The organism is Desulfurococcus sp. (assembly GCA_026626905.1).
Taxonomy (GTDB): domain Archaea; phylum Thermoproteota; class Thermoprotei_A; order Sulfolobales; family Desulfurococcaceae; genus Desulfurococcus.
Map to the genome: position 1 here is coordinate 207593 of JAPNUX010000003.1, position 15411 is coordinate 223003.

General features: G+C 45.5%; 17 protein-coding genes. 11 read left to right on the plus strand and 6 right to left on the minus strand.

Annotated features, from left to right (window positions below):
* Positions 1 to 37: 37 nt before the first annotated feature.
* Complete coding sequence (gene thiC, locus OWQ48_03170) at positions 38 to 1351, minus strand: phosphomethylpyrimidine synthase ThiC (GenBank protein ID MCY0868215.1); 1314 nt, start codon at positions 1349 to 1351, stop codon at positions 38 to 40.
* A complete protein-coding gene (locus tag OWQ48_03175) occupies positions 1344 to 1856 on the minus strand; it encodes a 4Fe-4S ferredoxin (protein MCY0868216.1) in 513 nt (170 codons plus the stop codon). The genes thiC and OWQ48_03175 overlap by 8 nt, the downstream gene beginning before the upstream one ends.
* A gap of 189 nt (positions 1857 to 2045) precedes the next feature.
* Between OWQ48_03175 and OWQ48_03180 the strand changes: the two genes are divergently transcribed.
* The 7 genes from OWQ48_03180 to OWQ48_03210 all read left to right on the plus strand — a co-directional run bounded on the left by OWQ48_03180 (position 2046) and on the right by OWQ48_03210 (position 10060).
* Positions 2046 to 4238 carry an ABC transporter substrate-binding protein gene (locus tag OWQ48_03180; protein ID MCY0868217.1) on the plus strand — a complete coding sequence of 731 codons (2193 nt, stop codon included), beginning with the start codon at positions 2046 to 2048 and terminating at the stop codon, positions 4236 to 4238.
* Positions 4239 to 4313: 75 nt separating this feature from the next.
* Positions 4314 to 5372, plus strand: coding sequence for an ABC transporter permease (locus OWQ48_03185; protein MCY0868218.1), 1059 nt, complete (start codon positions 4314 to 4316; stop codon positions 5370 to 5372).
* Between the two features lie 10 nt (positions 5373 to 5382).
* Positions 5383 to 6477, plus strand: coding sequence for an ABC transporter permease (locus tag OWQ48_03190; GenBank protein MCY0868219.1), 1095 nt, complete (start codon positions 5383 to 5385; stop codon positions 6475 to 6477).
* Positions 6474 to 7466, plus strand: coding sequence for an ABC transporter ATP-binding protein (locus tag OWQ48_03195; GenBank protein MCY0868220.1), 993 nt, complete (start codon positions 6474 to 6476; stop codon positions 7464 to 7466). Before OWQ48_03190 ends, OWQ48_03195 begins: the two co-directional genes overlap by 4 nt.
* 6 nt (positions 7467 to 7472) lie before the next feature.
* The gene (locus OWQ48_03200; protein MCY0868221.1) at positions 7473 to 8444 is read left to right on the plus strand and encodes an ABC transporter ATP-binding protein; all 972 of its coding nucleotides are present in this window, start codon (positions 7473 to 7475) and stop codon (positions 8442 to 8444) included.
* A 91-nt stretch (positions 8445 to 8535) separates the two neighbouring features.
* Complete coding sequence (locus OWQ48_03205; GenBank protein MCY0868222.1) at positions 8536 to 8889, plus strand: carboxymuconolactone decarboxylase family protein; 354 nt, start codon at positions 8536 to 8538, stop codon at positions 8887 to 8889.
* 202 nt (positions 8890 to 9091) lie between these two features.
* Positions 9092 to 10060 carry an NAD-dependent epimerase/dehydratase family protein gene (locus OWQ48_03210; protein ID MCY0868223.1) on the plus strand — a complete coding sequence of 323 codons (969 nt, stop codon included), beginning with the start codon at positions 9092 to 9094 and terminating at the stop codon, positions 10058 to 10060.
* Positions 10061 to 10074: 14 nt separating this feature from the next.
* Here OWQ48_03210 and OWQ48_03215 read toward each other — a convergent pair whose 3' ends face one another.
* Entirely contained in the window at positions 10075 to 10527 is a 453-nt protein-coding gene (locus tag OWQ48_03215; GenBank protein MCY0868224.1) for a magnesium transporter, read from the minus strand.
* 108 nt (positions 10528 to 10635) lie between these two features.
* Between OWQ48_03215 and OWQ48_03220 the strand changes: the two genes are divergently transcribed.
* From OWQ48_03220 to OWQ48_03235, 4 genes are all read left to right on the plus strand, one after another.
* Positions 10636 to 10908 (plus strand): hypothetical protein, encoded by a 273-nt coding sequence (locus OWQ48_03220; protein MCY0868225.1) that lies wholly within the window; start codon positions 10636 to 10638, stop codon positions 10906 to 10908.
* Positions 10909 to 11073: 165 nt separating this feature from the next.
* Complete coding sequence (locus OWQ48_03225) at positions 11074 to 11196, plus strand: hypothetical protein (GenBank protein MCY0868226.1); 123 nt, start codon at positions 11074 to 11076, stop codon at positions 11194 to 11196.
* A 72-nt stretch (positions 11197 to 11268) separates the two neighbouring features.
* Positions 11269 to 11433: a hypothetical protein gene (locus OWQ48_03230; GenBank protein MCY0868227.1), complete on the plus strand. Its 165-nt coding sequence runs from the start codon at positions 11269 to 11271 to the stop codon at positions 11431 to 11433.
* A gap of 265 nt (positions 11434 to 11698) precedes the next feature.
* Entirely contained in the window at positions 11699 to 12469 is a 771-nt protein-coding gene (locus OWQ48_03235; protein ID MCY0868228.1) for a hypothetical protein, read from the plus strand.
* Between the two features lie 147 nt (positions 12470 to 12616).
* Here OWQ48_03235 and OWQ48_03240 read toward each other — a convergent pair whose 3' ends face one another.
* The 3 genes from OWQ48_03240 to OWQ48_03250 are packed head-to-tail and all read right to left on the minus strand — an operon-like array spanning position 12617 to position 15343.
* The gene (locus tag OWQ48_03240; protein MCY0868229.1) at positions 12617 to 13324 is read right to left on the minus strand and encodes a hypothetical protein; all 708 of its coding nucleotides are present in this window, start codon (positions 13322 to 13324) and stop codon (positions 12617 to 12619) included.
* 2 nt (positions 13325 to 13326) lie between these two features.
* The gene (locus tag OWQ48_03245) at positions 13327 to 14772 is read right to left on the minus strand and encodes an ATP-binding cassette domain-containing protein (protein ID MCY0868230.1); all 1446 of its coding nucleotides are present in this window, start codon (positions 14770 to 14772) and stop codon (positions 13327 to 13329) included.
* Positions 14759 to 15343, minus strand: a complete 585-nt coding sequence (locus tag OWQ48_03250; GenBank protein ID MCY0868231.1) for a hypothetical protein — start codon at positions 15341 to 15343, stop codon at positions 14759 to 14761. The genes OWQ48_03245 and OWQ48_03250 overlap by 14 nt, the downstream gene beginning before the upstream one ends.
* Positions 15344 to 15411: the final 68 nt, after the last annotated feature.

The window sequence follows — 15411 nt, forward strand, 5'->3', positions numbered from 1 at the left end:
TAGAGTACTTTCATTATTTCAAGCACGGCTCCACCTGCTACTGGCTTAAGCTGCCTCCCACAGCCCTCTCACGGAGGTACTTACCGAGTAGTAGAAAAACACAGTACTGCCCGCACATGTTGCATGAGCTTACGTTAACATTAAACTGCTTGTATATTCGTAGAGCACGCTCTCTATCAAACGCGTACTTGAATACCTCGCTCCATTCAAGCCTTGCCCTGTGAAGGCTCAGCTCGAAATCCCTCCTATAAGCTCTAGCTCCCAGCTTCACTATATCACCGGCGTGCGCTGCAATCCTGGCTGCTATTAACCCTTCTTTCACCTGCTCTGGTGTGGGGAGACTTAGATGCTCGGCTGGAGTTAGATAGCACAGGAAGTCAGCACCGCTTGCAGCTGCTATCGCTCCACCTATAGCGGCAGCGATGTGATCGTAGCCCATAGCTATATCTGTGACTAAGGGTCCCAGCACATAGTAGGGTGCCCCATCAGTTAGCTTTTTCATTAACTTGATGTTACTGGCTACTTGATCTATTGTCATGTGGCCCGGGCCCTCCACGATCACCTGGACTCCTTTCTCTCTAAGGGATTTAACCTGCCTGGCAGCCTCGGTGAGTTCTGCTATTTGGAGCTCGTCGTGCTGGTCTACTATACTTCCAGGTCTCAATGCGTCTCCTATACTAACGACTGCATCATACTCAGCGAAGAGCTCAGCAAGGTAGTCCCAGTGCCTTCTAAACGGGTTCTCCTCATTGTTCTCGAGCATCCATGCAGCTAGCATTGCGCCACCACGGCTTACAATCGGCATGATTCTACTGCTTCTAACAGCTCTCCTAGCTAGCTCGAGGCTTATAGCCGAGTGGATGGTCATGAAGGCTACTCCATCCCTTAAGTGCCTTTCTACAATCTCTAGGAACCAGTCGCTGGGAAACCCAGCGCCCCCGTACCTTCTAACACCTTCAATCCATGCCTGGTAAACTGGTACTGTGCCAACTGGTAGTGGTCTAGCCTCTCTTATAATTAATCGTCTTATTTCATCTAGATCCCCGCCTATACTTAAATCCATTACTGTATCGGCACCATATTCGACAGCTATCTTTACTTTCTCCCTCTCCATTTCTACATCCATGACAGTGCCACTGGTGCCTACATTAACATTAACCTTGGTATACAAGCCCCTTCCTACTCCAGTCACCTTTAAATTCTCAAGTCTATTGTTAGCTATGATAACTATCCTGCCCGAAGCTATTCTATCACGGATCTTCTCAGCTGGAACTCCTTCAAGCTCGCTGAGTTTCCTCATTTCTTCACTTATACTTCCAGCTCTAGCTGTAGAGACAATAGTTTTACTCACGGCTTCCACCATGCTTCTCCAGAATGCTCTTATATTCGAGACTCAACTTTCTTAGTTCCCCGAATATTTCAGGCTTCTCACGGATTAACTCGTCTACGAGCGAGAGGTATCTTGCAACGCGTACCGCGTCTGAGCTTACCTCTACGAGTCTCTCAGCTCCTACCACCACGTAGTGCTTCTTTTCAACTTTCTCCCCTAGAATATACTCGGCTTCATTAGCTGCTGCATGCAGCATTAAGCAGTGTGGACTGCCATCAATAGTGACCACAGTAATACTCCTAGGCTTAGAACTCTTCACGATACTTGCAAGCTTACCATAGTATGCTGAAGACTCGGCTTCAGGGCAGGCAAGTAGAACTACTTTACCCTTAGAAAGCTCTCTGAAGAGCCTTGGATTCACGTAGGGCAGGCATGCTGATACGACAAGTAGATCACTATCTTTGAGAAGAGGGGCTTTAACCCATATACTCCACAAGCCAGGTAGGTGGAGGTCATCCTTCATCATACAGAGCACCAGGGTAAATAATCGCTAACACCTTTATAAATCTACTAATAACATAGTTATAATGGCGAGAACACAGCAGATACTCGTAGTTAAATACCTGTAATTACTTAAGAACCCACATAACTATTGATCTAACCTATGGAAAAATTTATATAGGGGTCCCATGATACCATGCAGAAGGTGAGGTAGTTGAGTCAAGCCCTTAGTAAGACCACAGCTATAATACTAGTATTAATAGTTATTGTTGCTATAGCTGTGGGAGCATACATCTATACTTCCCAGCTACCCTCCCCTACACCGACACCATCCCCTACTCCAACACCCACGCCTTCTCCCTCTCCAACCCCTACAACCACGCCACAGCCCACTAAGCCTCTACACACTCAGGTACTCTACTTGATAGTTAACGATGAAATCACGCGGATACAAATGTATCAGGCGGGTACAGCTGATATAGCTGTTGTAACCCCAGCTAGATGGAAGGATGTTAACAACACGCCAGTCGGCAGGTTCCACCTTGTACTTAGATACGACCCTAGTAAGCCACGTCTAACCATACAGCACTTGATCCTCAATACCATGAAGGAGCCATTCAACATACCAGAAGTAAGACAAGCACTTGCATGGGCTACACCCTACCAGACTATACTAGACCAGGTTTTCGCTGGATTATACACAAGGCTCTACACTATAGTGCCGAAGGGTCTTCAGGGCTATACTGAATACAATATTGTTAAATACGAGTACAATATGACAAGGGCGAAGGAGATAATAAATAAGCTTAAGGAGGAGAAAGGCTTCGATCCATCCAAGTACACTATTGAAGTAGCCTACAACCTCGGGAACACTGCAAGAGCCCAGATAGCAGCATTACTTCAGAATGCTTGGAGCCAGCTCGGATTCAAAGTTATCGTAAACACGTACAACTGGCCACAGTACCTAAGTAAGGTCGACAGCTTCGACTTCGATGTAGCAATTCTAGGCTGGATCCCAGACTACCTTGACCCAGATAACTACCTGATGCCCTTCGTATGGGGTGGAGCAGAGTTCACCAGTATAGGATACCATGTCGTCACATCCCCGAGCGATGTAGCCAACTACATCTCTAAAGCTGAGAGAGTAATCGATACGGAGAAATACGTTGTAGTTGTAGGTCCAAGTGGTAGTGGGGCATCTTATACTGGCCCGACAGGTAAACCCATACTCGTAGTAGACTACGTATTAGATGAAGCTAAAACCAGCAAGAACTGGGAGAACCCAGTCTCAATGGTCACAATTGGAGCACCTGGCTGGAAAGATATACCTGTAAGCGCTCTAGTAAAGCTCTCGAGAACACTACTAGACCCTGAGATCAGGACAGCTGTAATTAACGCTGCAGTAATAGTATTCAACAATGAAGCACCAATGATAATGCTAGGCCAGGCTGTGAGGGCCGAGAACTATGGTTCATGGGTACACGACATGTACTACCCGCTTTCAGCCTTCGCTAGATACGATCTCGTATGGGAGGACCCTGATGCCCCAGTAGTTGATACTGGTGTAGCAGGGGTAAAGAATGACCCCAACACTATGGTGATAGCTACCATAGGATGGCCTGACACATTCGATCCAGCTAAATCCTACGAGTCTTTCGGCTGGGAGCTATTCTGGCAAATATACTCGAAGCCTGTAACCTACTACTACGAGAACACTGAGCCGGAGCCAGAGCTCGCTGTAGCATGGGCTTTCAGCAGCGATGAGACAGAACTATACCTCATTATTAGAGGAGGTGTTGTAGCATACGATCCATGGAATAACAAGACGTATCCAATAGACGCTACAGACGTGTTATTCAGCATCTGGAGGGTTGCTAGACTTAACCTACCTGGAGGACCCTCATGGATGGTCTCCGACTTCATAGATGTTAATGCATCCCAGGTTCTAAGTGAGGATGAGTTCGAGCAGATAGCGAGCAGTGGATTGAAGACTGTGTATCATGGTGAGTTAAAGACTGTTTCAAGCTTAAGTGAGCTGCTATCAATCTTCAACTATACTGGTAGCACAGCTGGAGTCGTTAAGTTTAAGCTGAAATTCCCGTACCCGCCGATACTCCATATATTCACAACAGCTGTTGGCAGCATTATCCCAATGGAGTATGCTCTAGGAGACAAGTACCAGCAGGCACTAGCTGACAGCAACAACGGTAAGAACCCGAGTGCGTGGGCTAAATACGTTATTGAGGGAGAAGATGATGCTACCTATAAGCTACTAAGGGATAAGCCTGTGAGCACTGGCCCCTACTATATAGCCGACTACAAGGAGGACAGCTATATCCTGCTGAAGCTCAACCCATACTACTGGAATGCCACAATGTGGTATGAGCTCTACGGGTTCAGGCCATGAGCCCTGTACCCCCTATATATCTTTTTTAATTTCTCACTCATACTCTCCCTATGACGTCCAGCTCAGGGGATCCAGATGGGGCTTGGCAGGTTTCTTGTTAGAAGGGTGTTTACATTCATACCTACAGTTATAGGTGTGCTCTTCATAACCTACATTATAGCCTATGCTATTCCAGCCGACCCTGTGCGAGCTTGGATTGGAGAGAAAAACATGAATCCTGAGGCCCTTGAGCAGATCCGCGTTAAGTATAGGTTTGATGCACCCTGGTATGAGCAGTTTGCGTTTCTCGTTGGAAGCCTCCTCTCAGGTAACCTAGAAGACCCGGTTCTTCACAGAAATGTTTTCGATGAATTATTCTACAGGTTCCCTATAACAGTTGAAGTAGCAATTGTCGGCTTTCTCTTCACAGTTATCATAGGAATACCATTAGGCTTCATAGCAGCCTTGAAGAAGGATACATGGGTAGACTTCCTTGTAAGAGTATTTGCTTTAGTTGGCAGCTCGCTACCAGCCTTCGTTCTCTACTACTTCCTAATACTATTCCTCTTCACATACCTCCATACAACAGTTCTAGCTGGAATACCCTTCCCCTCCAAAGCCTGCATGTCAACTCTTTCAGCTCTACCAGGAAGGATACCAGTTCTCGGCCACTTAGTTTCAGCTATTGGAAGCGTACCTATGTTTGGTGCAGCCATGTGTGGCGAGTGGAGCGTGGTAACTGATACTTTCAGGAGGCTCTACCTGCCCGGGCTAGCCTTAGGGCTACTGAATGGTGGATTCATAGCTAGAATAGTGAGGAACAGTCTGCTCGATAACCTCAGCCAAGAGTACATTCAGTACGCTAAAGCTAGAGGCTTAAGGAAGACTAGGGTGTGGATGCATGCATTAAAGAATGCATCAATCCCAGTAGTAACAGTTCTTGGAGCTTTATTCGGAGGATTGCTATCTGGAGCTATAGTAGCTGAAACAGTTTTCAATATACCTGGAATTGGAAGATACATCTACAATGCTATAACAAGACTTAACTTCCCCGCGATAATAGGTGGAACATTCCTAGTCGCCATAGTATACGTTACTATAAATCTAATCATAGACATAGTTTATGCAATCCTGGATCCGAGGATTAGGTACTAGGTGGTAGACCGTGGAGATAATCTATAAGCTGCTAGTTAAAGCTATAGATGGCTACGCATCCCTAAGGAATAAGCTGAGTAGAGGGTGGAGTGAGAGAAATAGCTCTAAGATACGTGAATGGAAGCTCATGGCTTACGCGTTAAGTAAGAGCAGGATAGGCGTACTAGGCGGTATACTCGTGTTCATTGAAGTAGTACTAGCTATTATAGGGCCATACCTAGCCTGGCAGCCATACTGGGTGTACCCAGTTATAGAGAACCCTGGATTAAAGCTACTACCACCATGTATACCACCCTGGTGTACTGGGCACCCGCTACTTGGAACTGATGAATGGGGAAGAGACCTGCTGTCCATGACGCTGGTTGGCATTAGGATATCATTCGTGATCTCAATAATGGTTGTAGTGCTAGGAGCCCCTCTAGGTATTCTACTCGGTTTAATAGCAGGGTACAAAGGCGGTGTTATTGATGAGATCATAATGAGGCTGACAGATATATTCATGGCTTTCCCAGCACTGGTGCTCGCAATAGCTTTCGCTGCAGTACTACCCAGCAGGTTCAGACTCTTCCTGGAATCAAACACTATTGCGAGAAACCTTATAGCAGGGCTACTCGGCTTAAGAGCCGAGGAATACCCTCAGATAGCCGCGCTCCTAGCATTATGGGTAGCAATGATCATAGTGTGGTGGCCAGGATACGCTAGAGTAGTTAGAGGGAGCGCGCTGAGTGCTAGAGAACACACCTACGTAGAGGCTGCTAAAGTCCTAGGTCTCTCAACGTGGCGGATACTCTTCAAGCATATGCTACCTAACATTATCTCGCCTATCATAGTCATGATGACATTTGATATAGCTACTGCAACACTCTTTGCTGCAACCCTCTCCTTCCTAGGCTTGGGTCCCCAGGAGCCTGTCCCGGAGCTAGGCTTCATGATATCTAAAGCAGGCAACTGGTTCCCTGAAAGCAGCTGGCATATAGTATTATTCCTAGGCTTAGTCCTCCTCTTCATAGCTTTAGGCTGGAACCTCCTCGGGGATGCATTAAGAGACGTGCTAGACCCTCGAACTAGGAGGGCAATAGAGTTTAGTGAGGGTGAGAGGAAGTGAGCTTGAATGAGAATATAGTTTTAAGTGTGAGAGGCCTAGAAGTCAAGTTCTACACTTACGCTGGGGTAGTACACGCTGTATCAGGTGTCTCATTCGATGTAGGTAAAGGCGAGATTGTTGCACTGGTAGGTGAAACTGGATGCGGTAAATCTGTGACTACAAGAGCTATCACTAAGCTAATAGACCCGCCTGGGAGAATAGAAGGAGGTGTAGCCTTATTCAGGAGGAGAGATGGACGTATCGTAGACCTCCTCAGCTTAAGTGACGAAGAAATACGAGATATTAGGGGTAATGAAATAGCATATATATTCCAGGATCCAACGTCAGCGTTAGACCCGCTATACACGATCGGCCACCACTTCTACGAGACTATGGCTGATCACAGTAGAGTGAGCAAGAAGACAGCGTTAGATCGAGCCATAAGCCTCCTCAGAGAGACACTAGTGCCGAGTCCTGAAGCAAGAGTGAAAAACTATCCTCACGAGTTATCCGGGGGAATGAGGCAGAGAGCCGTAATATCCATAGGCTTAAGCAATAACCCTGTCCTGCTTATAGCAGACGAGCCTACAACAAACCTGGATGTCACTATACAGGCTCAAATACTAGAGCTAATAAAGGAGCTTCAAGCCAGGCATGGAATGAGCGTTATACTCATAACACATAATCTAGGCGTAGTCGCTGAAGTAGCTCACAGAGTCTACGTTATGTATGCAGGTAAAATAGTTGAGGAGGCAACAGTAGAGGAGCTCTTCGAGGATCCCCAGCACCCCTACACCAGGCTGCTCCTAAAGACAGTCCCTGACCCAACAAGGAGGATTGAACGATTAGAATCTATTCCCGGCACGGTCCCAAGCCTCATAAACCCAGCACCTGGATGCAGATTTAGAGATAGATGCCCATTTGCCTTCGAGGAGTGCTCGAAGGAGCCTCCTCTAATCGAGGTGAGTAAAACACATAGAGTTTACTGCTGGCTTCACGCTAAGAGGTGATAGGCTGTGAGCCAAGTGCTCGTAGAAGCAGTCAACTTAAAAAAGTACTTTAAGGTTAGAGGGCTATTTTCAACAAAGCTTGTGAAAGCAGTCGACGATGTATCATTCAAGATATACCGGGGAGAGACCTTCGGGCTTGTAGGTGAGAGCGGTTGTGGTAAAACCACTCTCGGCAGGCTTCTACTACTGTTACACGAGCCGACAAGTGGGAGCATATTCTTCGAAGGTAAGGATATAGCTAGACTTAAGGGTAGAGAGCTCAAGGAGTTCCGTAGAAACGCTCAAATGGTCTTCCAGGACCCGCATACATCTCTTAACCCTAGGATGACCATAGCTGAGATACTCGAGGAGCCTGTAAGAGAGCATAATATCGAGGTAAAAGGAGGTATTGAGGACTTTCTAGCTGAACATATGAAGCTCGTAGGATTAAACCCTGAGCTACTCTACAGGTACCCTCACGAGTTGAGTGGAGGACAGAAGCAGAGGGTGGCTATCCTCAGGGCATTAATATTGAAACCGAAGTTCATGGTGCTAGATGAACCGACTTCAGCACTAGACGTATCAGTTCAAGCACAGGTCTTAGAGCTTCTACGAGACCTCCAGAGGAAGTTTAATTTAACATACCTGTTCATATCCCATGACATCTCAGTGGTAAAATACATGAGCAATAGGATAGGAGTAATGTATCTAGGCAAAATCGTGGAGATAGGGGATTCAGAGCAAGTATTCAATAACCCGCTACACCCATACACACAGATGCTCTTCTCAGCAATCCCCATACCCAACCCGAAGATTGCTAGAAGCAGAAAGAGGATTAAACTGGAAGGCGAGCCGCCTTCACCAATAAACCCGCCGGCTGGATGCCGCTTCCACCCAAGGTGCCCTCTAGCCAGGGATATCTGCAGGAGGGAGGAGCCACCACTAGTAGAAGTAGAACCAGGCCACTACGTTGCATGCTGGCTGTACCACCGTAAATAAAAGGTTCCTCTACCCTCATGCTCTAGGAGCACACCTAGCTCTGAGGGCCTATTCGAGAGCTTTTAATATTAACTTACTGTTAAAAGTAATAATGGTGGTCATGATGACATATAGAAATAAACTTAATGAAACACTAGCTGTACTAAACGAGCTGGTCCCCAGAGCACCCGAACTCCAGGAGTTCATTAAGTACTTGGAGGAGGCTGAAGCACCCAAGATACTTGACTCGAAGACAAAGGAGCTGATAAGTCTCGGAATAGCCATTGCTATTAGGTGCGAGCCGTGCATAATATGGCATACTAATGCAGCAGTAAAAGCCGGTGCATCACTAGAAGAGATACTCGATGTAATCAAGGTTGCTGTATGCATGGGTGGCGGTCCAGCCTTAATGTACGGCTTGAAAGCATATGAGGCTGCAAAGGAATTCACCGGCGTGAAGAAGTAACACAACATTAATCTCTCAACCCGCGTCGAGTTAACACAGCGTCTCTTTTCCAGAACTCCTACTTTTCTTTTCAACAGGGTTTTTAACACTATGCTGGTTCAACGGGATTCCTGGTTATTACTACACTAACATGTTCCTCGATCCATGCACAAGTCTAATAAATCCTCACAACTATACTGATTCAACTAGTGGTGTTAAATTTATGGGAGCATACATTGTCACAGGTGGAGCAGGCTTCATCGGCAGCCACTTAATCGACTACTTTGCAAGCGAATCAAGCGGTAGAGACTTAATAGTAGTAGATAACTTATCCTCTGGAAGCATCAGGAATATTGAACAGCACTTAAGGAGCGGTATTGTTAAACTAGTGGAAGCCGACTTAACAGTATTCGATGAAAAATGGATTAAATGGTTTAAGGATGGTGAGATAGTCTTCCATTATGCTGCTAACCCTGAGGTACGGGTTTCAAGTATTGAGCCGAGAATACACTTCGACAATAATGTTGTTGCAACCTTCAATGTGCTTGAAGCCATGAGGATACATGACGTGGATAGAATAGTCTTCGCTAGCAGCTCCACAGTATACGGTGAGCCAGCGGTAATACCAACGCCAGAAGACTACTATCCTTTAAAGCCTATATCAGTCTACGGGGCTTCAAAACTAGCATCAGAAGTGCTTATCCAATCCTACTGTAGTCTCTACGGCTTTAAAGCCCTGGTATTAAGATACGCTAATATAATTGGCGCTAGAAGCAGCCACGGTGTAATAGTAGACTTCATAAGCAAGCTTAAAGCTAACCCCTCAGTACTCGAGATACTTGGCGATGGATCACAGAGGAAGAGCTACCTCCATGTCAGCGATGCCGTAGAAGCCACAGTACACTTAGTTAAACATGCCGCTTGGACTCCCGGCAGTTTTGAAGTATACAATGTAGGCAATAATGACTGGATTACTGTCACTGAGATAGCAGATATAGTTGTAGAAGAAATGGGCTTAAAGAACGTTCAATACGTGTTCAAAAAGGTGACACCTGACGGACGAGGATGGCCGGGCGACGTGAAGCTAATGCTGCTTGACATAAGGAAACTAGAGTCATCCGGCTGGAAGCCCACGCTATCCTCGCGTCAAGCTGTAAGGAGAACTGTAAGAGAGCTTCTAGGTAAGGATTAATAGGATACGACCTTCTAGCCTGCGAGAACCCGTAGAGCAATTGAAGTAAAGAAGTAGCCGAGAAAGTCTGCGACAGTCGTCATCACAGGGAACACGAGGTTATCTGGATCCCAGCCGTGCCTGAAGGATTCGAGAGTAAGGTAGAATGTAATTAAAGATGAGAGAACATATACTGCTAGGAAGACCAGGGAGACTGTCATCAGGGATAAGGCTAGGTTACCCACCACTCCTAGAGTTGCGATCACAGTGAAAGCCGTGAGAGTTGATACGTAAACTCCGAGAGCCTCTATAAACGCCTGCCTCGAGTATAAGGCTAGCTCAGCGCGTCCTTCTACATGTAGTCTCACATTAAGCGTGTTACCAAGATGCCCCATAGACGCCCCGATCAAGGCGTTTAATGCTGGTAGAGTACCCAGTATCTCAGGGTATCTAGCGAGATCCCCTAGGCTTAAAGCGGCAATAAACACTCCTAGGCTACTTCCCGTTGAAGCAATAATTGAAGAAATATAATCAGATAGTAGTATGAGGCTGCTCTAAGTGCTAGTACAGCCACGAGAAGTACTAGTTTAAGAATCATGGGGAAGGAATGGTGGATCTGGGATACTAATATTAGCGTTAGAGGTGTTAGTGCATCACCCACCCCTGTAACAACTAGTGCTACAAAACCTGAGGGATCCACACCCTTCCTGTATAAGGCTATTATAGATGCTGTTGTAGCAGGAGTTAGAATAGCGAAGACTATGAGTGTCGAAGCCATAACAACGAAGAATAACGAGAATATATCAATAGAGGTAAGGCTTGAAAAGACAGAATTGCAGAGAACACTGATAGCCATAGAGATGCCATAACAGATACAGTGAAGCCTATGAGAGCGTTAACCAAGCTGAATCTACCAGAGAAACTCGCTTCGGCTTTACCTAGATGTAAGCCTGTAGCCCAGCGCCCCATAGATATCCCCGCGTAAATCCATTAACCCTGGTAGCACCACCATGAAGATGCTGAATGCAACTAGCATGTCGACGTTTAGATTTAATGTTAAGCCAGCCCATACCTCGATTAATGCTAGAGTAATGAGCGGTGTGAAGACGCCTGTAATCTCCTTGATATTTTTCTTTGCAATACTAGTCCACCTCTAGTTTTAACTCTGCTCTACCACACGTTTTTAAGAGGCTTGATAATATATTAAATTCAGCGTTGAGGAGTCTGTGGTGTCTAGGAACATCTCACCTGATCAACACAGGCGTCTTCACAGGAAGATTTCAAGAATAGAGTATAAGCCCACACCAATATCCGATCTACTAAGGAGTATATGGAAGCTCAGTGATATAGGCCTTGATCTAGCCTTCTACGCCTACTTCTCGAAGGATATTTAAGCAGCTAAACAAGTCATTGAAATAGACGATGTGATAAGCGGGAATCTCGCTCAGTTTATAATGCACACCAAGTCTAGCATACGGGAGGAGTAGAGAGGCTGCTGAAGCTCACCTTCTAGCCTTCTATTATGGTTCATCAATTGATGCGATAGTTGACAGCATTAAAGACATAGTTTACACGCTGCTCGTCGGGTATACTCCACGTGTATCATACGAAGAAGTAATCCCGTTAACTGACGGTGAGATAGTAGCTAAGCTAACCATCATGGAATCGATCAGGGTGGAAGATTTCGTGGAATCCTACCCAGTAGACATCTTGCTGAGCGTGCACTCAGGTAAATGGATTCTAGCCCCGCAGCCAGAACTAACACTTCCCAAAGGATCAGTAATATATGTGAGAGGATATAGAGAGAACGTGACTAGAATGCTCAGCGAGCTCGGTATAACCCTTCCAGAGAAACGAATGGAGGAATGGCTTGACCCGGTGCTAAAAGCTATTATCGAGTTAAAAGATTATACTAGGTTAATGATAGACCTAGCACACTACACTCTACTAGAACCTGAGCCAGGCGTAATAGATGAAGTCGAGGATCTAGAGGTATACGTTGACTGGAGGCAGCTGGACGCACTAGACAAGCTTAAAGAAGCGAGTGGTAGAATAGACCCTGATACATTCATAGGGCTTTCAATTCTCTTCAAGGAGTTCGAGGACATAGCTGACGCATCAAACACTATAAGCCATATACCAAGCCTTCTCAGAGAGATGCCCGAAGAATACAAAGACATCTTCAGTAAGGTTTTCGAGTCAATCGGCGAGAGAGTTCGCACTCTCACTATACATAGAGGCGAGAGCCTCGATAAAATAGCTGCATGGCTTAGAAAGTATGGGGGTACAGTTCTAGCAGTAAAAATAGGGGACACATGGCTTGCATATCCTCTCGCCAAGAACCCTGAGCTAAAACCAGGCGATAAACTGGTTATAACATATCCTGTAGAATTCGATGAAGAGGTTTCATCACTACTGAAGACTATATAGAAAACAAGCAATACTCTTCCGATGTAAGACATACGGGTAAACAGAACGTGATATCCTGGCTTGCAATAATGCAGTTATCGTACTGCAAACCCCCTTCACGGGTTTGCTTAACTTAAAATATCTCTAGCATTACTTCCTCAAAAGCATTTATATATACCCGTATACTAATAGTAGTGCCAGTATTAACACTATAATGTAGAGATATATATCTCTCCACCTGAATACTGTGAGCTGAGCTAGAGGTCTAATAGGATACTGTAGTAGTGCTTCAAGCCTGCTTCTAGCTGTTAATGCCGAGTGATATATTAGTGGTGTCACGAGAACTCCAGGGGTCTTCTTACCGTACTTAAGGCTTACAGCAGTATGCGCTTCACTAAAGTATACTAGCATTAATGGCACCTGGGATAGCGTTAGAGCTAATACTACTGCATACTCGTGGAGGCCGAGCTTAGCTAGAATTCCCAGCCACTCCCTAATAGTGATAAGCTGGAAGAAGAGTGTAAAGGCTAAGAAGAACGCGATCATCCTTATACTACCCACAATGATTTCCACAGCTGAGGGGGCCGGCGTCCCTACTAGCGATGAAAGCATAAACAATAATACTCCAAGCATTACGAATACAAGCATAAGTTTCAAGCCTGAAAAAACAACCCTGTAGCCTTTATGGACTGATAGAAAGATAAGCTCTACGAGCAAGACGACTACAGGGTAAGTAGTGTAGACTAGTGGATTCCCCACGTTTCTCGAGAGTACTAGTAGAATTATAATGCTTGAACTGTAGAGTATCTTACCTAGAGTACTGAAACCTAAGTCTCTTCTAGATGTTAGGAACATGTAGGCTAGATCCCTAATCATAGTTATCCACCTAGTAGCACTGCAGCTATCTCAGCGTACTTTTCCATCGGTGAATCATTGAAAGCATACACTTGTAGAGATCCATCCTCAAGCCTGTAGATCCTTGAGGACCTCGGGTATCCAAGCATGCATCCACTACTCACAGCTACAATAACAGTTTTTCCTACTCCCTCGAGGTTCCTAGCTAACTCGAGTCTATCAATATATGTTTGACCCGAGAAGGGTTCATCCAGTAATATTAAATCTACGTCTCTTCTAATACTAGCTAAACCAACTGCAAGCTTAACCATTTCACCATAGGATAGATTGAAAGCTGGCTTATCGAGATCCACGCCGAGGGCTCCAGCAATCTTCTCACCTCTCTTAATACATTCAACTTTATCTTGCTGGGATCTACATGAGACCTCTATCTCCTTACGGATAGATTCCTCCGTGTAGAAGAGTGAGATATTCTGGGGGACATATACTGCTCTACCACTCCTCCAAACTCTTCCTCGGGTAGGCTTGAGGTAGCCGGCCAGTATCCTTAGTAGGGTTGTCTTACCCGACCCATTGTCCCCGTATATATACACGTATTCACCACTGTGAACAGTAAGGTCTACACCCTTCAGAATAACTGTATTATTCACCTTTAACCATAAGTTCTCAGCCTTTAAGACAACGGGCCTACTAGTATTATGTTCTCGTCTTACTTCTATACTGCTACCCAGATTCTCTCTAGAACGCTTAATGGTGATCTGTCTTTTAACCTGGTGTAGTCTTACTGTTTCATCGTTTAGTCTCCCATTTCTTAAAACTAATATTCTATCAATATAGTTTAGTAGAGGCATAAACCTGTGCTCCATGAATACCAGCGTCTTGCCTGCGTACCTAAAGACTTCAACTAGTTTCAGAAACTCGTTCACGCCTTTATCGTCAAGCCACATTAATGGTTCATCAAACACTATTACTTTGGGTTCTGCAATCATGGATTTAGCAACCAGGGCTCTGCGTGCCTCACCACCAGATAGCTCGAAGAAGTACTTCTCGAGGAGGCCGGCTATGCTAGTCGATTCTACAGCCTTCCAGAAAACTCTGCTGGCAACCTCGTTATCACCGTAGAGTGAGCGGGCATAGGACTCCAGGTCTTCTCTTAAATAAGGATCTATGAAGTAGAAGTAGGGGTTCTGCCCTATAACACCTATAATCCTTGAAAGAATCCAGGGTGCAGTGCTTTCAACATCAACACCCTCTACGAGGACTCTACCCTTTAATTCACCCTGATAGATCCTTGTGGCTGAGCCGTTGAGTATCCTAGATATAGTTGTCTTACCTGAACCTGACGCGCCAGTTATAAGCACGCTTTCGCCTTTCTCAACGCAGAGATTAACGTCTCTTAAAACCCAGTCTCCCCTCGGATACCTAAACCACACGCCTTCAAAGCTGACTGCGCAGTTACTCCTTGTCATAGAGTAGACCAACTCTCGCTAGAATTCTGAAGATAGGGGCTGTAAGCACTAGTACTATTACAGCTAGAGTAGCATTGAATACAGCTATATATGGTGTTAGTTTAAGGGTTAGATTAAACGCTGAGATATAGTCTGGGTAGGACTTAGGGTAGGATAGCATAAGCCATAAGGGTGTTACCGCTAGGTTTACGAGAGTCATGAGGGCGGTCCTCGAGAGTAAGGCTGCAAGGCTAGAGAGAGTGTACGCAGTGCTCCACGGGGAGTGTTGAACCAGCCTCCTGTAGAGCAGTATGAAGGGAGTGAATGTAAATGCTTCTGCAAGCACCTTCATGGCCATGCCAATAGGATCAGATCCCATTACAACAGGGATAACATAGTATGCTGGAAGCGCGAGTAAAGCCCACTTAAGTGATCTAAACCCTAACACCATAAGCGGTATACCAGAGAAATCATACTTGAGGAAGGGAGCCAGCGGGAAAGGTATCTCGAAGAACTTCAAGACTACTGCTAGAGCCGTGAAATTCGAGATGTAAACTAGCTTAACATATCTTTCAACACGTATATCACTCAACAAAGACACCATAACCCCCTTCAGGATTACAGTACTTAAATAGGGCTACTGAACTGTTCCACAACCTA